This is a genomic window from Streptomyces sp. NRRL S-87 (assembly GCF_000719335.1).
Taxonomy (GTDB): Bacteria; Actinomycetota; Actinomycetes; order Streptomycetales; family Streptomycetaceae; genus Streptomyces.
In genome coordinates this window covers 163,625-183,664 of record NZ_JOGB01000003.1, presented here as the reverse complement: position 1 = coordinate 183,664, position 20,040 = coordinate 163,625, and the positions used below count along the sequence as shown (strand labels likewise).

At 71.4% G+C, this 20,040-nt stretch carries 18 protein-coding genes and 1 riboswitch; of the genes, 9 read left to right on the top strand and 9 right to left on the bottom strand.

Annotated features, from left to right (window positions below):
• Positions 1 to 118: 118 nt before the first annotated feature.
• Together cydB and IF43_RS0103010 are read right to left on the bottom strand one after the other, a co-directional pair.
• Complete coding sequence (gene cydB / locus IF43_RS0103015; protein WP_030193407.1) at positions 119 to 1,123, bottom strand: cytochrome d ubiquinol oxidase subunit II; 1,005 nt, start codon at positions 1,121 to 1,123, stop codon at positions 119 to 121.
• A gap of 18 nt (positions 1,124 to 1,141) precedes the next feature.
• A complete protein-coding gene (locus IF43_RS0103010) occupies positions 1,142 to 2,644 on the bottom strand; it encodes a cytochrome ubiquinol oxidase subunit I (protein ID WP_030193406.1) in 1,503 nt (500 codons plus the stop codon).
• A gap of 184 nt (positions 2,645 to 2,828) precedes the next feature.
• Here IF43_RS0103010 and IF43_RS0103005 point away from each other — a divergent pair, with 184 nt between their 5' ends.
• Positions 2,829 to 3,197: a cyclophilin-like fold protein gene (locus IF43_RS0103005; protein WP_030193405.1), complete on the top strand. Its 369-nt coding sequence runs from the start codon at positions 2,829 to 2,831 to the stop codon at positions 3,195 to 3,197.
• Between the two features lie 27 nt (positions 3,198 to 3,224).
• Here the strand turns inward: IF43_RS0103005 and hisC are convergent, their stop codons facing one another.
• Complete coding sequence (hisC, locus tag IF43_RS0103000) at positions 3,225 to 4,304, bottom strand: histidinol-phosphate transaminase (protein ID WP_030193404.1); 1,080 nt, start codon at positions 4,302 to 4,304, stop codon at positions 3,225 to 3,227.
• 349 nt (positions 4,305 to 4,653) lie between these two features.
• Between hisC and IF43_RS0102995 the strand changes: the two genes are divergently transcribed.
• From IF43_RS0102995 to IF43_RS0102985, 3 genes are all read left to right on the top strand, one after another.
• A complete protein-coding gene (locus IF43_RS0102995) occupies positions 4,654 to 5,766 on the top strand; it encodes a LacI family DNA-binding transcriptional regulator (RefSeq protein ID WP_030193402.1) in 1,113 nt (370 codons plus the stop codon).
• A 189-nt stretch (positions 5,767 to 5,955) separates the two neighbouring features.
• A complete protein-coding gene (locus IF43_RS0102990) occupies positions 5,956 to 7,203 on the top strand; it encodes a metallophosphoesterase (RefSeq protein WP_030193400.1) in 1,248 nt (415 codons plus the stop codon).
• A 154-nt stretch (positions 7,204 to 7,357) separates the two neighbouring features.
• Positions 7,358 to 8,164, top strand: a complete 807-nt coding sequence (locus IF43_RS0102985) for a membrane protein (RefSeq protein WP_030193398.1) — start codon at positions 7,358 to 7,360, stop codon at positions 8,162 to 8,164.
• A 91-nt stretch (positions 8,165 to 8,255) separates the two neighbouring features.
• Here the strand turns inward: IF43_RS0102985 and IF43_RS42000 are convergent, their stop codons facing one another.
• Positions 8,256 to 9,701, bottom strand: a complete 1,446-nt coding sequence (locus tag IF43_RS42000; protein WP_199922666.1) for a hypothetical protein — start codon at positions 9,699 to 9,701, stop codon at positions 8,256 to 8,258.
• A 399-nt stretch (positions 9,702 to 10,100) separates the two neighbouring features.
• Here IF43_RS42000 and IF43_RS0102975 point away from each other — a divergent pair, with 399 nt between their 5' ends.
• Positions 10,101 to 11,216 (top strand): glycosyltransferase, encoded by a 1,116-nt coding sequence (locus tag IF43_RS0102975; protein ID WP_063753261.1) that lies wholly within the window; start codon positions 10,101 to 10,103, stop codon positions 11,214 to 11,216.
• An 82-nt stretch (positions 11,217 to 11,298) separates the two neighbouring features.
• Here the strand turns inward: IF43_RS0102975 and thiC are convergent, their stop codons facing one another.
• Positions 11,299 to 13,080 carry a phosphomethylpyrimidine synthase ThiC gene (gene thiC, locus IF43_RS0102970; RefSeq protein ID WP_030193393.1) on the bottom strand — a complete coding sequence of 594 codons (1,782 nt, stop codon included), beginning with the start codon at positions 13,078 to 13,080 and terminating at the stop codon, positions 11,299 to 11,301.
• Positions 13,074 to 13,229: riboswitch (TPP riboswitch) on the bottom strand. Its footprint overlaps the gene before it by 7 nt.
• Before the next feature lie 76 nt (positions 13,230 to 13,305).
• Here thiC and IF43_RS0102965 point away from each other — a divergent pair.
• Complete coding sequence (locus tag IF43_RS0102965) at positions 13,306 to 14,715, top strand: YibE/F family protein (RefSeq protein WP_030193391.1); 1,410 nt, start codon at positions 13,306 to 13,308, stop codon at positions 14,713 to 14,715.
• Between the two features lie 187 nt (positions 14,716 to 14,902).
• Here IF43_RS0102965 and IF43_RS0102960 read toward each other — a convergent pair whose 3' ends face one another.
• The 4 genes from IF43_RS0102960 to IF43_RS0102945 all read right to left on the bottom strand — a co-directional run bounded on the left by IF43_RS0102960 (position 14,903) and on the right by IF43_RS0102945 (position 17,203).
• Positions 14,903 to 15,358, bottom strand: a complete 456-nt coding sequence (locus IF43_RS0102960; RefSeq protein WP_030193389.1) for an SsgA family sporulation/cell division regulator — start codon at positions 15,356 to 15,358, stop codon at positions 14,903 to 14,905.
• A 97-nt stretch (positions 15,359 to 15,455) separates the two neighbouring features.
• A complete protein-coding gene (locus tag IF43_RS0102955) occupies positions 15,456 to 16,226 on the bottom strand; it encodes an IclR family transcriptional regulator (RefSeq protein ID WP_199922665.1) in 771 nt (256 codons plus the stop codon).
• Between the two features lie 302 nt (positions 16,227 to 16,528).
• Positions 16,529 to 16,747, bottom strand: coding sequence for a DUF5326 family protein (locus tag IF43_RS0102950; RefSeq protein ID WP_030193387.1), 219 nt, complete (start codon positions 16,745 to 16,747; stop codon positions 16,529 to 16,531).
• A 138-nt stretch (positions 16,748 to 16,885) separates the two neighbouring features.
• Complete coding sequence (locus IF43_RS0102945) at positions 16,886 to 17,203, bottom strand: cupin domain-containing protein (protein ID WP_030193386.1); 318 nt, start codon at positions 17,201 to 17,203, stop codon at positions 16,886 to 16,888.
• Between the two features lie 80 nt (positions 17,204 to 17,283).
• Between IF43_RS0102945 and IF43_RS0102940 the strand changes: the two genes are divergently transcribed.
• From IF43_RS0102940 to IF43_RS0102930, 3 genes are all read left to right on the top strand, one after another.
• The gene (locus IF43_RS0102940; protein ID WP_030193384.1) at positions 17,284 to 17,661 is read left to right on the top strand and encodes a phage holin family protein; all 378 of its coding nucleotides are present in this window, start codon (positions 17,284 to 17,286) and stop codon (positions 17,659 to 17,661) included.
• A 12-nt stretch (positions 17,662 to 17,673) separates the two neighbouring features.
• Positions 17,674 to 18,831: a cystathionine gamma-lyase gene (locus IF43_RS0102935; protein WP_030193383.1), complete on the top strand. Its 1,158-nt coding sequence runs from the start codon at positions 17,674 to 17,676 to the stop codon at positions 18,829 to 18,831.
• A gap of 243 nt (positions 18,832 to 19,074) precedes the next feature.
• A complete protein-coding gene (locus IF43_RS0102930; RefSeq protein WP_030193379.1) occupies positions 19,075 to 19,983 on the top strand; it encodes a LysR family transcriptional regulator in 909 nt (302 codons plus the stop codon).
• The last annotated feature ends 57 nt before the right edge of the window (positions 19,984 to 20,040 follow it).

Here is a 20,040-nt window from a genome sequence, read left to right as displayed (position 1 = left end):
TGGAACCTGATGGAGCCGGACGGACCCCGGCTGACCCCGCCGGGGTCAGCGGACCCGAACCGGAGCAGCCGGTCTGTCCGGCGATGTTTCACGTGAAACATCCCCCGGACCCGGCGACTCAGTGAGCGGGCTCGGCGATGTGCTGCGTACCGATCCGCTTGCGGAAGACCCAGTAGGTCCAGCCCTGGTAGAGCAGCACCACGGGCGTGGCCACCGCCGCGCACCAGGTCATGATCTTCAGCGTGTACGGGCTGGACGAGGCGTTGGTGACCGTGAGGCTCCACGCGTCGTCCAGTGAGGACGGCATGACGTTCGGGAAGAGCGTCAGGAAGAGCATCGCCACCGCGGCGGCGATGGTGATCCCGGACAGCGCGAACGACCAGCCCTCCCGGCCCGCCGCGAGGGCGGCGAGGGCGCCGGCCAGGGCGAGCACCGCCACGACCAGGGCGGCCAGGCTCTTGGCGTCCCCCTTCGAGACCTGGGTCCAGACCAGGAAGGCCAGCGCGAGCACCGCCGTGACGGCGCCCAGCCGCAGCGCCAGCGTGCGCGAGCGCTGCCGGATGTCGCCCACCGTCTTGAGCGAGGTGAAGACGGCGCCGTGGAAGGTGAACAGGGTGAGCGTGACCAGGCCCCCGAGGATCGAGTAGGCGTTCAGCAGGTCCCCGAGGGTCCCGACGTACTCCTTCGTGGCGTCGATCTTCACGCCGCGCACGATGTTCCCGAAGGCCACGCCCCACAGGAAGGCCGGGATCAGCGAGGTCCAGAAGATCGCGTGCTCCCAGTTGGTCTGCCAGCTCTCCTCGGGCCGCTTGGCGCGGTACTCGAAGGCGACGCCCCGGACGATGAGGCAGACCAGGATGACCAGCAGGGGCAGGTAGAAGCCGGAGAAGAGGGTGGCGTACCAGTCGGGGAAGGCAGCGAAGGTGGCGCCGCCGGCGGTGAGCAGCCACACCTCGTTGCCGTCCCAGACCGGGCCGATCGTGTTGATCAGCACCCGCTTCTCGGCCCGGTCCCGGGCCAGCAGCTTCGTCAGGACGCCGACTCCGAAGTCGAAGCCCTCCAGGAAGAAGTAGCCGGTCCACAGGACGGCGATGAGTACGAACCAGACGTCGTGGAGTTCCATAGCGCGGTCCCCTCGGCCTCAGTAGGAGAAGGCCATCGGCCGGTCGGCATCGGCGTCGCCGCCGATCTTGGTGGGCGGGTTGAGATCGGACTCGGTCAGCTCCGGCGGGCCGGCCTTGACGTACTGCACGAGCAGCCTGACCTCGATGACCGCGAGGACGGCGTACAGCAGGGTGAAGACGGCCATCGAGGTGACCACCTCGCCCTGGGAGACGCCGGGGGAGACCGCGTCCCGCGTGCGCAGCACGCCGTAGACCACCCACGGCTGCCGGCCCATCTCGGTGAAGATCCAGCCCCAGGAGTTGGCGATCAGCGGGAAGCCGAGCATCCAGACGGCGGCCAGCCAGTACCACCGCGTGAGCCGGGCGCCGAGCGGCTGCCTGAAGAGCACCAGGTGCGGCACCTCGTCCTCACCGGTCCGCAGGGCCGCGGGCAGCATGAACTTCCGGCGCGTCAGCCACAGCCCCGCCGCGCCCAGGGCGAGGGAGGCCATGCCGAAGCCGATCATCCAGCGGAAGCCCCAGTACGCGACCGGGATGTTGGGCCGGTAGTCACCGGGCCCGAACTTCTCCTGCTCGGACTTGTTGACGTCGTTGATGCCGGGGACGAAGGAGTCGAAGTCGTCGTTGGCGAGGAAGGACAGCAGGCCCGGGATCTCGACGGCGACCTTGTTGTGGCCCTTGTCCACGTCCCCGTACGCGAAGACGGAGAACGGCGCCGGCGCCTCGCCGTCCCACAACGCCTCGGCGGCGGCCATCTTCATCGGCTGCTGCTTGAACATGACCTTGCCGAGGAAGTCGCCGCTGAGCGCGGTGAGCAGGCCGGCGATCACGATGGTGACCAGGCCCAGCCGCAGCGAGGTGCGCATCGCCGGGACGTGCTTCCTGCGGGCCAGGTGGTAGGCGGCGATGCCGACCATGAACGCGCCGCCGGTGAGGAAGGCCGCGGACAGGGTGTGGAAGACCTGGGTGAGCGTGGTGTTCTGGCTGAGCACCGCCCAGAAGTCGGTCAGCTCGGCGCGGCCCGTGGCCTTGTTGAGCCGGTAGCCGACCGGGTGCTGCATCCAGGAGTTGGCCGCCAGGATGAAGTAGGCGGACAGGACGGTGCCGATCGAGACCATCCATATGCAGGCCAGGTGGATCTTCTTGGGGAGCTTGTCCCAACCGAAGATCCACAGCCCGATGAAGGTGGATTCGAAGAAGAACGCGATCAGGGCCTCGAAGGCGAGCGGGGCGCCGAAGACGTCGCCGACGAACCGCGAGTAGTCGGACCAGTTCATGCCGAACTGGAACTCCTGGACGATGCCGGTGACGACACCCATCGCGATGTTGATCAGGAAGAGCTTGCCCCAGAACTTGGTGGCCCTGAGGTACTTCTCCTTCTCTGTCCGCACCCAGGCGGTCTGCAGGCCGGCGGTGAGCGCGGCGAGCGAGATCGTCAGGGGGACGAAGAGGAAGTGGTAGACGGTGGTGATGCCGAACTGCCATCGCGCCAGAGTCTCCGGCGCCAGAGCCAGGTCCACGTCGTCTCTCCTTACGTCGCCGTGGGCGGCAGCGAGCGCACGTGAACCCGGGCGTACCCGGAGGAAACACGCACGCTTGTGAACGCGTTCACATTCACAAGCATTATGTCGCACAGGCTTCCGGCGGTTTCATCCGGGGGGTACACCTCTAGCCAAGGAATTCAACATCTTGTTGAATTTGCCCATGCAGATTCGAATCTCCTGGCCCGCCGGCCAGCTCACGGCCACGCTCGACGACACCCCGACCACCCAGGCGCTCACCGCCGCGCTCCCGATCCACGCGTCCGCGAACACGTGGGGCGAGGAGGTCTACTTCGACACCGGTGTCTCGGTCGCCCTGGAGGACGACGCCGAGCAGGTGGTCGACCCGGGCACCGTCGCCTTCTGGACCGAGGGCAACGCCCTCGCCCTCCCCTACGGCCCGACCCCGATCTCACGCAGGGGCGAGAGCCGCCTGGCGAGCCCGTGCAACGTGCTCGGCTCGTTCGACGGCGACCCCCGCCTCCTGGCCACCGTCCGCGACGGCGACCCCGTCCGCGTGGAAGCGGCGTAACACCGCTCCCACCCGCGACCGCGACTCCTACAGCTCCTTGCGGAACGCCTCCGCCGCATGCAGGAAGAGGTCGTTCGCCTCCGGCTCGCCGATCGTGACCCGCAGGCCCTCACCCGCGAACGGCCGGACCACCACACCGGCCTGCTCGCAGGCCGCCGCGAACCGCGCGGTGGCCTCGCCCAGCCGCATCCACACGAAGTTCGCCTGGGTCTCGGGCACCGTCCAGCCCTGGCCGACCAGCGTCTCGTACACCCGCTTGCGCTCGCCCACCAGCGACCCGACCCGGCCCAGCAGCTCGTCCTCGGCCCGCAGCGAGGCCACGGCCGCGTCCTGCGCCAGCTGACTCACGCCGAACGGCACCGCGGTCTTGCGCAGCGCGGCCGCCACCGGCTCGTGCGCGACCGCGAAGCCGACCCGCAGGCCGGCCAGCCCGTACGCCTTGGAGAACGTGCGCAGCACCGCGACGTTCGGCCGGTCGCGGTAGAGCTCGATGCCGTCCGGCACGTCCGCGTCGCGGATGAACTCGCGGTACGCCTCGTCGAGCACCACCAGGCAGTCCGCCGGAACCCGGTCCAGGAAGCGCTCCAGCGCGGCCCGGCGCACGACGGTGCCGGTCGGGTTGTTCGGGTTGCAGACGAAGATCAGCCGGGTGCGCTCGGTGATCGCGTCGGCCATGGCGTCCAGGTCGTGCACGTCGCCCGGCGTGAGCGGGACCTGGACGGAGGTCGCGCCCGAGATCTGCGTGATGATCGGATAAGCCTCAAAAGATCGCCACGCGTACATGACCTCGTCGCCCGGGCCCGCCGTCGACTGGATCAGCGACTGCGCGACCCCCACCGAGCCGGTGCCGGTGGCCACGTGCTCGACGGGCACGCCGAAGCGCTCCGCCAGCTCCGTGACCAGCCCGGTGCAGGCCATGTCGGGGTACCGGTTGAAGCTCCCCGCCGCCGCGACCGCGCTCTCCAGCACGCCCGGGAGCGGCGGATACGGGTTCTCGTTGGAGGACAGCTTGTACGCCACGGGCCCCCCGGCCGCCGCCGGCTTCCCCGGCTTGTACGTGGGGATGCCGTCCAGCTCGGCGCGCAGCTTCGGGCTCTTCTCGCTCACCGCAGGTCCTCCTCGACCTTCCCGTACAACTCAATACTGCTCACCTTATGAGGATTCCGCCGTTCGGAGAATGGCTGGCAGAAGGAATGAGGGGAGCGCATGCATATATGCGTGCGCCGGTGGCTTGCGCCGTGGCGCGCATCCCTCGTGAAGGTGAGTTGAGACCACTTCGAAACATCCGCACTTTGGCATGCCCGTACCGGCCGACAGGTGCCAGCACCGCCCTTTCCCCATAACCTCCTTTGTTTCCAAGGTCATTGAGGGTGGCGAACCTTGCAGAAACGTGCCTGTCAACGACTGCATATGCATCCGGACCAGCCAGGCACCCGAGCCCTACTATCGGCTCGCCATGACAGCAGCAGGGAAGCATCAGGTGAGCCGGACGGAGACCCCCCGGCGGGCCGCCCGGCAAGGACGGGCAGGCATCAGGGACGTGGCCGCCGCGGCCGGCGTCTCGATCACAACTGTCTCGGACGCGCTCAATGGCAAGGGCCGGCTGCCGGACGCCACCCGCCGCCACGTCCGCGAGGTCGCAGACCGGCTGGGCTATCGCCCCTCCGCCGCGGCCCGAACGCTCCGTACGGGCAAATCGGGCCTCATCGGCCTGACCGTCACCACGTACGGGGATGAACCTTTCACCTTCACCGAATTCGCGTACTTCGCGGAGATGGCGCGGGCCGCCACCTCCGCCGCGCTCGCCCGGGGGTACGCCCTCGTCATCCTCCCGGCGACCTCGCGCCACGACGTGTGGTCGAACGTCGCCCTCGACGGGACCGTGGTGATCGACCCCTCCGACCACGACCCGGTCGTCACCGAGCTGGTCCGCCAGGGCCTGCCGGTGGTCTCCGACGGCCGGCCGGCGGGCTCGCTCCCGGTCACCGCCTGGGTCGACAACGACCACGAGGCCGCCGTACTCGACCTGCTCGACCACCTCGCCGCCGCCGGCGCGCGCCGCATCGGGCTCCTGACCGGCACGACCACGGACACGTACACCCGGCTCTCGACCACCGCCTACCTGAACTGGTGCGCCCGCGTCGGCCAGGACCCGGTGTACGAGTCCTACCCCGCCCACGACCCGTGCGCGGGCGCGGTCGCCGCCGACCGGCTGCTCGCCCGGCCCGACCGGCCGGACGCGGTGTACGGGCTCTTCGACCCCAACGGCACCGACCTGCTCGCCGCCGCCCGCCGCTACGGGCTGCGCGTCCCGGACGACCTGCTGCTGGTCTGCTGCAGCGAGTCCACCGTCTACGCGAACACCGAGCCGCCGATCACGACCCTCTCGCTCAAGCCCCGGCGCATCGGCACGGCGGTCGTCCAGCTCCTCATCGACGCCATCGAAGGCGTCGACGACGGACGGCCGGTCGAGCAGGTGATACCGACCGAACTCATCATCAGGACCTCGTCGCAGCGCCGGAAGCCGCGTACCACGGTCAGCCCGCCGCGCTCGCCGGCCAAGGACTGACGACGGGCCCCGTCGCGAGAAGACCACCCGTTCAGACCCCCCAAACCGGGAGAAACTGCCAGACCGGCCGTGTTCGTCCAGGATTCACCACCCCTGGTGCGTCACACAGCGCGAGCCGCATTCCTATGATGGGCGCACGACATCACGGACCCTCCGTCAGGAGGGTCCGCGGGTGCACGGCAGCGCGAGGTGGTGGAGGGGTCGATGACTCAGGGGGCCGGTCAGGGACCCGCGATGCGGACGGAGACGCTCCGGGATTTCCGCGTTCCCGCGGTCGAGTACGGCCCGTACGGCTCCGCCCCCGCCCCCGCCCCCGGCACCCCCGCCGGGTACGAAGGCGGCACCGGGTACGGCGCGACGCCGGCCGCCGCGTACGAGTCCGGCGCCGTCCCCCCGTACGAGGGCGCCGTACGCGCCGGCTACGAGCCCGGCACCGCGCCCGCCGCACCGTACGGCGCCGAGGCCACCCCCGCAGCCCCGCCGCACGGCACCGAGGACGCCGAGGGCTACACGCCGACCCGGCGCGACCTGCCCGTCATCGGCCGGCAGGCCGCCGGCGGCGGCCCCGGCGACACCGTCCAGCTCCAGTACGTCCCGGAGGAGCGCAAGCCCGGCCAGGGCCCGCTCTGGGTCGTCGGCGACGTCCACGGCTACCTGGACGAGCTCGTCGCCGAGCTGCGCGCGCAGGGCCTCATCGACGCCGAGGGCAGCTGGGCCGCCGGCAACTCCCGCCTCTGGTTCCTCGGCGACTTCACCGACCGCGGCCCCGACGGCATCGGCGTGATCGACCTCGTCATGCGGCTGTCCGCCGAGGCCGCCGCGGCCGGCGGCTACTGCAAGGCGCTGATGGGCAACCACGAGCTGCTGCTCCTCGGCGCCAAGCGCTTCGGCGACACCCCCGTCAGCTCCGGCGCCGGCACCGCCACCTTCCAGGCCGCCTGGCTGCTCAACGGCGGCCAGCGCGTCGACATGGAGCGTCTGCAGGACGTCCACCTCCAGTGGATGTCCCGGCTGGACTCGGCCGTCGTCGTCGACGGCCACCTCCTGGTCCACTCGGACACCACCGCCTACCTCGACTTCGGCGACTCCGTCGAGGAGGTCAACGACACCGTCAAAGAGGTCATCAACCGCAACGACGCCGACGAGTGCTGGGACCTCTTCCGCAAGTTCACCAAGCGCTTCAGCTTCCGCGACGAGGAGGCGGGCCCGGGTGCGGTGCGCGAGCTGCTCGGCACCTACGGCGGCGGCCGCCTCGTGCACGGCCACAGCCCGATCCCGTACCTGCTGGGCGAGGTCGGCTCCGAGGACGGCGACGAGGAGAGCCGCCCGGTCATCGAGGGCCCGCACGTGTACGCCGACGGGCTCGCCATCGCCATGGACGGCGGGGTGACCATGGCCGGAAAGCTCCTGGTCGTACAACTTCCGCTGAGCGACTGAGCGTTCACCGTCCGGGGTATTTCACCAAAGCCCCTGTCACCGCACGGCACGGGCGCTCTACCATCGCACTGTCCGTAGCAGGCTCTCCTCCGTTTCCGCCGGACGCCCGGTCTACGCGGGCATACCGGCGCCCACGGAGCATCGGGGGACGCACATGACCAGCGCTGGCAACCTGCTGACCGAGGACCGCCCGGAGTTCCTGCGCCTCCTCGACGAGGTCCTGCGCACCGCGCACGAGCGCCCGGACCTGGCCGCGGTCGGCGAGCGGCTCAACGCGGAGCAACTGCGCACGATGGCGCTCAACGCCAGCGTCATCCTGACGACGGCCGCGGCACCGGAGTACGACCACTACGTGAAGGTCCGCGAGGAACTGCGCGAGCCGGCCGGGGCACGGGATCCGGCGTCGGCGGACGACGACACGGGCGGGGCGGGCGCGAGCGCGGTGGTGCTCGTCCTCGCCCCGGTCCTGGCCGTCACCGCCATGCTGATCTTCCTGCTGGTCGGCTACGTCCTCAAACTGCTCGACCCGGCACCGGCGTTCGCCGACACCATGCTCACGGCGGGCTGGCTGTTCGGCGGGCTGACCGTGGTCGCGATCCTCTTCGCCGCGGTGGGACTGCTCGTCACGGCCGTGCGCAACAGCGCGAACGAGGTGGTGGCCGAGGACCCGGAGGCGATACCCGAGGAGGTCTCGCGCGCCCGCGAGGCCTGGCGCAACGCGCTGCTGGAGCGGGGCATCCTGCCCTTCCTGCGCGAGGCGCTCGCCGATCCGAGCACGGACCCGGCCGCGAGCACTCCGCGGCGGCCCACGGGCGGCGGCCGGATCCCCCATCTGGGGTACACGCGGCCGGACTTCACCAGCCCAGGGCCGGCCGCGGACGATCCGGTGCGTCGGCCCGGCTACACGAGCCCGGACTTCACGAGCCCCGACGTCGGCAGCCCGGACCGCCTCCCGGACTGATGTCCGGGGGCGGCCCGGGCCGCGTGGGTGGTGCCGTTACCGCGGGTCCGGCAGGGCTTCCTGCCGGATCACCGCCCTGCTACTGCTCGGGTCAGCCCTTGTGGTGCGCGGGGCGGAACTTGTTGGGCTTGGCGGCGTGGTGGGCGACCGGCTTGGCCACCACCTTCCGCATCTGCTTCTTGGCCGGCCGGGCCTTGACCGCTGCCGGCTTCTTGGCCGCCGGGACCTTGGGAGCGGCCCGGCGCTGCAGCGGCGGGTTGTCGACCAGGTCGTTGACCTTGGTCCAGCCCTGGTTGCAGGTCAGGGTGGGCGGGTTGCTGGAGACCACGGTGCACTCGGTCTCGAAGACCGTGGTGAGGCCCGTGTCCGGGTCGGGAGCCACGACCTCGACGTGGGCGTTGTTGTTGTGGTCGCTGATCGCGATGCCGCACGCCCCGGCCGGGTAGCCGGTGTTGTCGGACAGGTTGTTCCACTCGAAGTTCGACGGCGGAGCCGGCGTCAGACTGCGGATACCGGCCCACGCGTTGCCGTCGACGATGACACCCTTGACCTCCTGCGAGGCGCTGGGCTTGTACACGGAGACGCCCGTGCACCCGCCCGTCGCACCCGTGGCGCCCTGGGCGCCGGTCGCACCGGTGGCACCGGTGGCACCCGTCGCACCCGTCGCACCCGTCGCGCCGGTCGCACCGGTGGCGCCGGTCGCACCCGTCGCGCCGGTGTCGCCCGTCGCGCCCGTCACGCCGGTGGCACCCGTCGGACCGGTCGGACCCGTCGGACCCGTCGGGCCCACCGAGCCCTCGCCGCCGGGGCCGGTCGCGCCCGTGGCACCGGTCGGACCCGTGTCACCCGTCGCGCCGGTCACACCCGTGGCACCGGTCGGGCCCACCGAGCCCTCGCCGCCGGGGCCCGTGGCACCCGTCGCACCGGTGGCGCCCGTGGCACCCGTCGCACCGGTGGCACCCGCCGGGCCGGTCGGGCCCGTCGTACCGGTGCCGCCGCCGCCGGCAGGGCCCGTCGGACCCGTGGCACCCGTGGCACCCACGCCGGTCGCACCCGTGGCACCCGTGGCGCCGGTCGCACCCGTGGCACCGGCCGGGCCGGTCGCGCCGGTGCCGCCGCCCCCGGCGGGGCCCGTCGGGCCCGTCGGACCGGTGGGACCGGTCGGGCCGGTCGCGCCGGTCGCGCCCGGGCACTTGTCGTGGTCGTCGTGGCCCCCGCCACCGCCGTGGTCGTCGTCGTCGCCGCCGCCCAGGTACTCGTCCAGCAGCTGCGCGTGGAGCGGCTTGCCCTCGTGGTGGCGCGGGCCGTCCTCGTGCTCGCGCGGGTGCTCCTCTTCCTTGCAGTCGTCGCCGTCACCGCCGCCCGCCGGGCGGACCGCGGTCACCTCCGACCGGGCCTGCTGCGCCGCCGTGGCGACGACGGGGCTGACGACGCCGGCCAGCACGAGGGAGAGCGAGGCCAGGGCTCCGCCCGCCATCCAGGCCCTGCTCCGGGGCAGGGGCCCGAGGGGGGCCTTGGTCCGGTGCTCACGACTCATAGAGCGCTCCTTTGGGAAGGTACGTCGGACCGGGGCTATCGGCGCCCCGGTCGCGGGGTCGAGCTTCCCCTGATGATCATGAATCGCGTATGCAACGCCCCTAGAAGAACCGCCCCTTATCAGCACATCGGCCTACTCGATGCCTGCCATCCGGGTCACCCGATTTGCCCCGTATAGATGCAGGATGTACGAACCCTGCCATCGTTCCGGCCGACCGCTTCCGGCCACTCGGTACGTTGGCGACCGCGAATCCGCGGTGATCGGGGCAGCGATTTTCGGCGCCCCTCGGCGCGCCACCCCCGGCGACGCACCCCCGCTCCCTAGAGTCACCGACCGCCGGAACGCCCACCGGGACGACTCCGGAACGCACGCCCACTACTGCGGACGGGGACGGGGACCGTGAAAGCAACTGTCTGTCTGAACATGATCGTCAAGGACGAGGCGCCCACCATCGCCAAGTGCCTCGAGTCCGTGCGCCCCCTGATCGACACCTGGGTCATCGTCGACACGGGCTCGACGGACGGCACCCAGGACGTCGTCCGCGAGTGCTTCCGCGACCTGCCCGGCACCCTGTACGAGCGCCCGTGGAAGGGCTTCGACGGCAGCCGCACCGAGGCCGTCGAACTCGCCCGCGACACCGCGGACTACCTCCTGTTCATCGACGCCGACGACGTCATGGAGATCCGGCCGGACTTCCGGATGCCGGACCTCTCCCTGGACGCGTACCAGATCGCCCTGCACGACGGGCCGCTCATCCACTACCGGCCGGCCCTGGTCGCCACCCGGCTGCCGTGGCGGTACGTCGGCGTGCTCCACGAGTACATCGACTGCGGCACCCCCCAGTACAGCCGCGCCGTCCTGGAGGGCATCAACATCCTCAGCATCGGCGGCGGCGCCCGGCTCCGGGAGAACGGCCAGCGCGCCAAGTACCTGCGCGATGCCGCCGTCCTGGAGGAAGGCCTGGCCAAGGAGCCCGACAACGCGCGCTACATGTTCTACCTGGGGCAGAGCTGGCGCGACGCGGGCGAGCCGGAGAAGTCCATGGCCGCGTACGACCGGCGCGCGCAGATGATCGGCTTCTACGAGGAGACGTACCTCGCGCAGGTGTACGCCGCCCGGGCCGCCGCGGGCCTCGGCCGGCCGATGCCGGAGCTGATCGACCGCTACCTGCGCGCGCACGAGAGCCGGCCCTGCCGGGCCGAGGCGATCGGCGACCTCGCCGCCCTGTGCCGCACCGCCAAGCGCTGGCCGCTGGCGTACATGTTCGCCAAGGAGGCCGTCCGCATCCCGTACCCGGACGACGTCCTGTTCGTCGAGTACGGCTGGCACGACTGGCGCGCCCTCGACGAACTCGCCATCGCCGCCTACTGGACCGGCGCGTACCGGGAGTCGCTGGAGTGCTGCGAGCGCCTCCTGGGCGAGGGCCGGCTGCCCGCCGACCAGCGCGACCGGGTCTCCGCGAACCTGGACTTCGCGCGGAAGGGGCTCGGCGGGACGTACACCACGGTCGCCTGACCCCACCGCCGCACGGACCGGCCCGCGACTCCCCCCATGAGGTCGCGGGTCGGTCCGTGCGCGGGTGCGGGCCCCGGGCGGGTCAGTCGGCCAGCGGCAGGTAGACCCGGTTGCCCGAAGCCGCGAACTCGGCGGACTTCTCCGCCATGCCCGCCTCGATCTCGTCGGACTTCAGGTCACCGCCGTGCTCGCGGCGGATGTCCTGGGAGATCTTCATCGAGCAGAACTTCGGACCGCACATGGAGCAGAAGTGCGCGGTCTTGGCCGGCTCGGCGGGCAGCGTCTCGTCGTGGAACTCGCGCGCCGTGTCGGGGTCCAGGGCCAGGTTGAACTGGTCCTCCCAGCGGAACTCGAAGCGCGCGTCCGAGAGCGCGTCGTCCCACTCCTGCGCGCCCGGGTGGCCCTTGGCCAGGTCCGCCGCGTGTGCCGCGATCTTGTACGTGATGACGCCGGTCTTGACGTCGTCGCGGTTGGGCAGGCCCAGGTGCTCCTTGGGCGTCACGTAGCAGAGCATCGCCGTGCCCCACCAGGCGATCATGGCCGCGCCGATGCCCGAGGTGATGTGGTCGTACGCCGGGGCGACGTCGGTGGTCAGCGGGCCGAGCGTGTAGAACGGCGCCTCCTCGCAGATCTCCTGCTGGAGGTCGATGTTCTCCTTGATCTTGTGCATCGGGACGTGGCCCGGGCCCTCGATCATGGTCTGGACGTGGTGCCGCTTGGCGATGGTGTTCAGCTCGCCCAGGGTCCGCAGCTCGGCGAACTGCGCGTCGTCGTTGGCGTCCGCGATGGAGCCGGGCCGCAGGCCGTCGCCCAGCGAGTACGTGACGTCGTACGCGGCGAGGATCTCGCAGAGCTCCTCGAAGTTCGTGTAGAGGAAGTTCTCCTTGTGGTGCGCCAGGCACCAGGCCGCCATGATCGAGCCGCCGCGCGAGACGATGCCGGTCTTGCGGCGGGCGGTGAGCGGCACGTACCGGAGCAGCACGCCGGCGTGCACCGTCATGTAGTCGACGCCCTGCTCGGCCTGCTCGATCACGGTGTCCTTGTAGATCTCCCAGGTAAGGTCCTCGGCCTTGCCGTCGACCTTCTCCAGGGCCTGGTACAGGGGCACCGTGCCGATCGGGACGGGGGAGTTGCGCAGCACCCACTCGCGGGTGGTGTGGATGTTGCGGCCGGTGGAGAGGTCCATGACGGTGTCGGCGCCCCAGCGGGTGGCCCACGTCATCTTCTCCACCTCCTCCTCGATGGAGGAGGTGACCGCGGAGTTGCCGATGTTGGCGTTCACCTTCACCAGGAACCTCTTGCCGATGATCATCGGCTCGATCTCCGGGTGGTTGACGTTCGCCGGGAGCACCGCACGACCCGCGGCGATCTCCTCGCGCACCACCTCGGGGGAGACGTTCTCGCGGATCGCGACGTACTCCATCTCCGGGGTGATCTCGCCGCGGCGGGCGTACGCGAGCTGCGTGACGGCCTGGCCGGCGCGGCCGCGGCGCGGCAGCCGCGGGCGGCCGGGGAAGACGGCGTCGAGGTTCTTGAGGCCACCGCGCGGAGAGGTGTGCTTGATGCCGTCGTCCTCGGGGCGCACGGGGCGGCCCGCGTACTCCTCGGTGTCGCCGCGGCCGATGATCCAGTTCTCGCGGAGCGGGGCCAGGCCGCGGCGGACGTCGGTTTCGACGGTGGGGTCGGTGTACGGACCGGACGTGTCGTAGAGCGTGACGTCCTTGCCGTTGGTGAGGTGGACCTGGCGGACGGGCACACGGAGGTCGGGGCGGGAGCCCGCGACGTAGCCCTTGTGCCAGCCCGGCTGGCGCTCGCTTCCGCCGTCCTGGCTGGTGGCAGGCGTGCGTGCATCCTGAATGGTCATGAGACCTATCTCCCTACGCCGGCATTACCCGGTAACAGGTTCGGCGGTCGGCGCAGCCTCCTCCCGTACGTGTCGTGCGTCCACATCGACGCGCGTACGGTGATCAGCGCCCTCTCAGCCCGGTGCTCCGAGCTCCCGCGTTGTGCAAAGGTGCCCCCACGCTAGCGGCATCCGTGGCGCGCTGAACAGTGGGCCCCCTCCATCTGTTGCGATGATCTGCCTGTGATGACCTCGCCCCAGCGCCCCGCAGACCACGACCGTGGCCCCGGCCACGACGGCCACGACGGCCACGGGCACGGCCCCGGACCCGGCCGTGCCGACGGACACGACGGCCACGGCCACGGCCACGGGCATGCGCACAGCCACGGTCCGGCGGCTCCCGGCTCACGGCACCTGCGCAGGGTGATCGCCGCGGTGCTGATTCCGTTCGCGGTAGCGGTGGTCGTGGGTCTGGTCGTCCTGTGGCCCGGCGGCACGCCCTCGCACCAGCGCACCGGCGTCGGCTTCGACCGGCAGACCCAGCAGGGGCGGGTGGTCGCGTTCCAGCGGGTGGACTGCAAGGAGGTCAACGCCGCCCAGGTCCCGGTGGGCGGGGACACCGCCGGACAGACGGACCGCAGTGGTGCGCAGTCGCGAACCGGGCAGTGCGGGAAGGCGACGGTGGAGGTGCAGACCGGCCCCGACACGGGCCGGAAGTTCGTGGAGGTCGTCCAGCCCGGCGCCCCGCGCCAACTGAAGGACGGTCAGGAGGTCGTCGTCGCGTACGCCCCGGACGCCCCGCGCGACCTGCAGTACTCGGTGGTCGACCTGAACCGCAAGCTGCCGCTCGCCCTGCTGGCCGGCATCTTCGCGGCGGCCGTGGTGCTGGTCGGGCGGATGCGGGGCGTCACCGCCCTCATCGCGCTGGTGGTGAGCTTCGGCGTGCTGACGCTGTTCATCCTGCCCGCCATCCTGGACGGTTCGAACCCGCTGGTCGTCGCGGTGGTCGGGGCCAGCGCGATCATGCTGATCGCGCTGTACATGTGCCACGGGCTGACCGCCCGCACCTCCGTGGCGGTGCTCGGCACGCTGGTCTCGCTGCTGCTGATCGGGCTGCTGGGCTCGGTGTTCATCGACTGGGCGTTCCTGAGCGGCAACACCGACGACAACACCGGCCTGATCCACGGCCTGTACCCGGACATCGACATGAGCGGCCTGCTGCTGGCCGGTGTGCTCATCGGATCCCTGGGCGTGCTCGACGACGTGACGGTCACCCAGACCTCGGCCGTGTGGGAACTGCACCAGGCGGACTCGCGGATGGGGCCGCGGGCGCTGTACCGGGCCGCCATCCGGATCGGCCGGGACCACATCGCCTCGGTGGTCAACACCCTCGTACTGGCGTACGCGGGTGCGGCCCTGCCTTTGCTCCTGCTGTTCTCGATCGCACAGAGCAGCATGGGCGCGGTGGCCAACAGCGAGCTGGTCGCCGAGGAGATCGTCCGCACCCTCGTCGGTTCGATCGGCCTGGTCGCCTCGGTGCCGGTGACCACGGCGCTGGCAGCGCTGGTGGTCTCCACCGACCGGCCGGGATCCCCGGCCGCCGCGCCGGCCGGGGGGCCGGGGCGCGGCGGGCGGGGACGCCGGCGCAAGCCCTAGACCACGCCGGCCGCAGGCCGGTGGTCGTACGGCCGGTGGTCGTACGGCCGGTGGTCGTACGACCGGCGGGTGTACGGCGGGCGTACGGGCCGGCGGGCGTACCGGCCGGCGGGCCGGTACGCGGGAGGAGCGGCGCGGGCACGGAGGCTCGGAGTTCTCCGCGGGCCGCGCGGTGCGGAGCGCCGGGTCAGCCCGCGTTCCGCTGGTTCTGCTGGGTCTGCGCCTCGGCGAGGATCCGGCCGAGGGCCTCGTCGAGGTTCTCCTCGAAGTCGCCGAGGTTGCGCTCCTGGCCGAGCGGCACCAGCCGGTCGGTCCGGTCGAGGAACGCCACCAGGGGGGCGGCGCTCGCCCGGAAAAGGGCGCGGTCACCACCGACCTGGAGCCGGATGTGGACGTCGGACAGCTCGTCCGGGTCGGTGGGCGCGATGTGCACATCGCCGTCGCCGCACGGCTTGTTGATCCCGTCGAGCAGGAGCTCCCGGCCGAACGCCCAGGTCACGGGCGCGTCTCCGGGGAGGTGGAAGGTCAGACGGACTGCGTACGGATCACGTGCGTCGTACCGGAGCTCCACCGGGATCCGGAACGAGAGCTCCTCGGAAACGAGGAAGCTCATCATGACCTCTGCCTGTACCGACTCGCGCATTGCCTACCCCGCTGTTGTGGAAGTGGCCAGGAATGACCCCCCAGGACCCCCTTGACAAGGGTGGTGCACCCGCTTGCAGATCACAAGGAGTGAGTTTTCAGATACTGATAGAGAACGAGAGCGAGCTCAACAGCGCGCCTACTTCACTCCGTAGCCGATCAACCACATAGAGCAATCGGTCCTGTTGATGCAAGGGGAGTGAAATCGCCATGGTCGCAGCCGCGTCACCTGCGGTGATGGGAATCGCGGCGCAAACCGTGCCCAAGGCGTACTCCTGGCGCTCGATCGCGGGTTCCATTCGCCCCATGGAAGCGATCCGTTGTTCGAGGGCGCGTTGGTCACGCACCGTATACGGCGTGACGGCCTCGACGGGGTGGCTCGCGTAGTACGCGCGCCGGGTCTCGGCGTCGAGCTGGCCGAGCAGGCACTGGCCGATGGCGTGCGCGTGGCCGGTCGCACGGAAGTCGGCCCATTCCTCGACCGCGGGGAGCGCCGGGCTGTCGGACACGCCGACGACCTCGATCTCGCCGTCGCGGAACACCGCGAAGTAGATGGGCGCCCCGACCACGTCCCGGAAGTGCGCCAGGGAGTCGAGGATCATGCTGCGACGTTTCTGCTGCAATCCCCCACCGGCCAGGCGTCCCGCCGCGGCGCCCAGCACGAACACCCCGCCCTCCCGGCGGAGGTAGCCCTCGTGGGTCAGGGTGCGCAGCAGGTGGTAGGCCGTGGGGAGCGGGAGGCCGGCCTCGCGCGCCAGCTGCTTCGCCGGAGCGCCGTCACTGTGGGACCCCGCGGCCTCCAGCAGTCTCAGCGCCCTCTGCACCGAGCCGATCAGCGTCGGAACGACGGTGTTGTCCACCGAAGACAAGACTCACCCCCAGGCGTGGCGGCGGGCGCTGGGGGCCCGCCTGCGGGGGCCGCCCCCGCAGCGGCCGCACTCCTGGGGGCCTCCACGCGGTGGCGTGGTCCTGGAAAACCCTGGTCAGAGCGGTGATACCCGGCCACGCGGTCCCAGGGACGGCATAGATTGCCACTGTATCCACCGATTCCTGGGACACGGGTGGTCGAGCGCTCCTTCTTCCCTCATGCGGGCTAACCGCCGCGTGGGGTGAGCGACGCTCGTGCGCCGCCCGTGCGCCTTCCACCCGCCTCGACCGGGCGCGTGCCGCCCTACCAGTCGCCGTGGGTGGACTTCGTGCCCGAGCCGGTGAACTTGCGCACCACGAAGATCAGACCGCCCACCAGTGCGACGAACAGCAGGGCCTTGAAGACGAAGGAGATGAGCGCGCCCAGGAAGGCCGTGATGACCCCGCCGAAGACCATGAGGGCGAGCAGCGGGACCGCCACCCACTTAACCCACCAGGGCATGCCTGCGAATATCTCCCGGATGCCGTCCATTTCCTCAACCTCTTCCTGTCTTGTCGCTTCCTGCCTTCGATGCTAGGAGGCGGAAAGGAAGAACGGAGGCGGGGAAAGCCCTTGGAGTCCCCTGATCCGCCCCCTAGGGGTCGGGCCCCGGGGGCGGCCTCAGCTCTCAGGGGGAGAGAAGACCACCATCACCCGCAGGTCCTCCGAGATGTGGTGGAACCGGTGCGGCACCCCTGCCGGGACGTACACGACGCTGCCGCGCGCGACGGCCGTCGTCTCCTCCCCCACGGTGATCGCGCCGCGGCCGCTGACCACGAAGTACACCTCGTCCTGGCCGTGCGGCTGCTGCGGGTCGGTCTGCCCGGCGTCGAGCGCGTAAAGCCCCACGGACATGTTCCGCTCGCGCAGGAACTGCAGGTACGCCCCCTTGTTGGCCGCCCGTTCCGCTTCGAGCTCGTCCAGCCGGAAAGCCTTCATCGTCCCTGTTCCCCTACCGTTTCCCGGATCCGCTCCACTGCTTATATCCGCCACGGATCATCTCTGCCACGATCAGACCCATGACGAATTTCCTAGTCAAGACGCTCGCCAACGCGGCAGCCCTGGCCGTGGCCATCTGGCTGGTCGCCGACATCACGCTGACCGGTGACAGCACCGGCCGCAAGGTCCTGACCCTCGTCCTGGTCGCCCTGGTGTTCGGCCTGGTGAACATCATCGTCAAGCCGGTGGTGAAGCTGCTGTCCTTCCCGCTGTTCGTCCTGACGCTGGGGCTGTTCACCCTGGTCGTCAACGCCCTCATGCTGCTGCTCACCTCGTGGATCTGCGACAAGCTCGACCTCAGCTTCCACGTGGAGGGCTTCTGGACGGCCGTCGTCGGCGGCCTGATCATCAGCGTCGTGTCCTGGGCCGTGAACCTGGCCCTGCCCGACAACGACTGAGCGGCGGCCCCCATGAACGGCTTCGAGGACACGGCCGCGGCGGGGTACGGCGACGGCACGCGCGCGGTACGGGCCGGTTTGCCCGAGCCGGTCAAGAACGAGCCGGTCCTGCCCGGTCCGGCGTTCGCGGCGCACTTCCACCTGCCGGGCGACGTCGAGGGCCCGTATGCGTACGGCCGCGACACCAACCCCACGTGGACGCTGCTGGAGCGGGCCATCGGTGAGCTGGAGGCCCCGGGGACGGACGGCACGGACACCGTCGTGTTCGCCTCGGGCATGGCGGCGGTCTCGGCCGTGGTCCTCTCCCAGGTGCGGGCCGGCGACCTGGTCGTCCTGCCCTCCGACGGCTACCAGGTGCTGCCGCTGGTGCGGGCCCAACTGGAGGACTACGGCGTGCGGGTGCGCACCGCGCCCACGGCCGGCGACGCCCAGGCCGCGCTGGTCGACGGCGCCCGCCTGCTGTGGCTGGAGACCCCCTCGAACCCGGGGCTCGACGTGTGCGACGTACGCCGGCTCGTCGACGTGGCGCACGCGGCGGGAGCCCTGGTCGCGGTGGACAACACCCTCGCCACCCCGCTCGGCCAGCGCCCGCTGGAGTTGGGTGCCGACTTCTCGGTGGCCAGCGGCACCAAGGGGCTGACCGGCCACGGCGACCTGCTGCTGGGCTACGTCGCCTGCCGCGACGCCGGGCTCGCGGAGCGGGTGCGCAGGTGGCGCAAGGTCGTCGGCGCCATCCCCGGCCCCATGGAGGCCTGGCTGGCGCACCGCTCGCTGGCCACGATCCAGCTGCGCAACCAGCGCCAGTGGACCAACGCGCTGGCCGTGGCCGAAGCCCTGGCCGACCGGTCCGAGGTGGCCGGGCTGCGCTACCCGGGACTGCCCTCCGACCCCTCCCACGAGGTCGCGGCCCGGCAGATGCGCGGGTTCGGCGGGGTGGTGTCGTTCACCCTCCCGGACCGGGCGTTCGCCGAGCGGTTCCTGACCGCGCTGCGACTGGTCGAGGACGCCACGAGCTTCGGCGGCGTACGGTCGACCGCCGAGCGGCGCGGGCGGTGGGGCGGCGACGCGGTGCCCGAGGGCTTCGTCCGCTTCTCCGCGGGGGTGGAGGACACCGAAGACCTGGTGGCGGACGTGCTGCGGGCTCTGGACGCCGCGGGCTCCGGGGCCTGAGGCCCGACGCGCCCGGCGCGTCCCCGCGGGACCGTCGGACGGGGGCGGACGCTCCGAGCCTCCCCCCTCATGGCTCGGAGCGTCCCTGGGTCCCCGCGCTCCGCCCCGGTCTCCGCGCGAAGAACCACGCGGACAAGGCTAGTTGACTCTGTGTCAGAGTCCAATCACCGTAACGACAGAGACCTATCGACATATTTATAGTGGGGAGTCCGCTGGGGGCGAGGCCACCGGAGAGGGGCAGCCATGGATCTGGTCCTGCTGCGTACCTTCGTCGCGGTGCACCGGGCCGGGTCGTTCACCAGGGCCGCCGCCCTGCTGGGCCTCTCCCAACCCGCCGTGACCTCCCAGATCCGCACGCTCGAACGGCAGTTGGGCCGACCGCTGTTCCTGCGCCGGGCCCGCGGCGTGACGCCGACGGCGGTGGGGGACGAGCTCGCGCACCGGGCCGCCCCGCACCTGGACGCCCTGCTGGAGATCACCGGGAGCGGTGCGGACTCCGGGCCGGGGCTGCGCTCCCTGCACCTGGCCGGACCGCCGGAGTTCCTCTCGCTGCGCGTGCTGCCGGCCCTCGTACCGCCTGCCGGCGAGGGGTCGGGCAGGGCCCCGGCCGTACGGGTCTCCCTGCCCGCCGGGACGCAGGACGCACTGGACGGCCTGGCCGCCGGGCACCACGACCTGGCCGTGACCACGGCCCGGCCGCGCGGCGGCCTGTTCAGCGCGACCGCGCTGTGGGACGAGGAGCACGTCCTGGTGGCCGCCCCCGCCCGGGCCTCCGCCGTCGACCCGGTCGCTCTGCGCGGCAAGGGCCCGGCCGCGCTGGCCGGCCTGCCGCTGGTGGACGTGCACGAGTCGCTGCCGCTGGTCAGCCGGTACTGGGCTGCGGTGTTCGACACGCTGCCGGACGGGCCGGCCACCATGGTGGTGCCGGACCTGCGCGCGGTCCTGGAGTGCGCCGCCGCGGGGGCGGGGCTCGCGGTGCTGCCGCGCTACCTGTGCGAGGAGGCCCTCGCGGGCGGCCGGGTGGTGGCCCTGCTGGAGCCCCCGGTACCCCCGCTGCGGACGTACTTCCTCGTCGTCCGGACCGGAACCCTCGGGTTGCCGCACCTGGCCCGCGCCCACCAACGGCTGCTGACCGCCGCGGCCGGGTGGTGAGGGCCCGCGACGGTACGGGCGCGCCGGACGGGTGGGGCCCGTGGGACCGGTGGGGGC

Bases quoted from the DNA above. Each gene is read 5' to 3' on its own strand.
- IF43_RS0102940 (WP_030193384.1), top strand. From the start codon at position 17,284: ATGACGAATTTCCTAGTCAAGACGCTCGCCAACGCGGCAGCCCTGGCC.
- thiC (WP_030193393.1), bottom strand. From the start codon at position 13,080: ATGACCATTCAGGATGCACGCACGCCTGCCACCAGCCAGGACGGCGGA.
- IF43_RS0102960 (WP_030193389.1), bottom strand. From the start codon at position 15,358: ATGCGCGAGTCGGTACAGGCAGAGGTCATGATGAGCTTCCTCGTTTCC.
- IF43_RS42000 (WP_199922666.1), bottom strand. From the start codon at position 9,701: ATGAGTCGTGAGCACCGGACCAAGGCCCCCCTCGGGCCCCTGCCCCGG.
- cydB (WP_030193407.1), bottom strand. From the start codon at position 1,123: ATGGAACTCCACGACGTCTGGTTCGTACTCATCGCCGTCCTGTGGACC.
- IF43_RS0102965 (WP_030193391.1), top strand. From the start codon at position 13,306: ATGACCTCGCCCCAGCGCCCCGCAGACCACGACCGTGGCCCCGGCCAC.
- IF43_RS0102995 (WP_030193402.1), top strand. From the start codon at position 4,654: ATGACAGCAGCAGGGAAGCATCAGGTGAGCCGGACGGAGACCCCCCGG.
- IF43_RS0102935 (WP_030193383.1), top strand. From the start codon at position 17,674: ATGAACGGCTTCGAGGACACGGCCGCGGCGGGGTACGGCGACGGCACG.
- IF43_RS0103005 (WP_030193405.1), top strand. From the start codon at position 2,829: ATGCAGATTCGAATCTCCTGGCCCGCCGGCCAGCTCACGGCCACGCTC.
- IF43_RS0102945 (WP_030193386.1), bottom strand. From the start codon at position 17,203: ATGAAGGCTTTCCGGCTGGACGAGCTCGAAGCGGAACGGGCGGCCAAC.
- IF43_RS0102930 (WP_030193379.1), top strand. From the start codon at position 19,075: ATGGATCTGGTCCTGCTGCGTACCTTCGTCGCGGTGCACCGGGCCGGG.
- IF43_RS0102985 (WP_030193398.1), top strand. From the start codon at position 7,358: ATGACCAGCGCTGGCAACCTGCTGACCGAGGACCGCCCGGAGTTCCTG.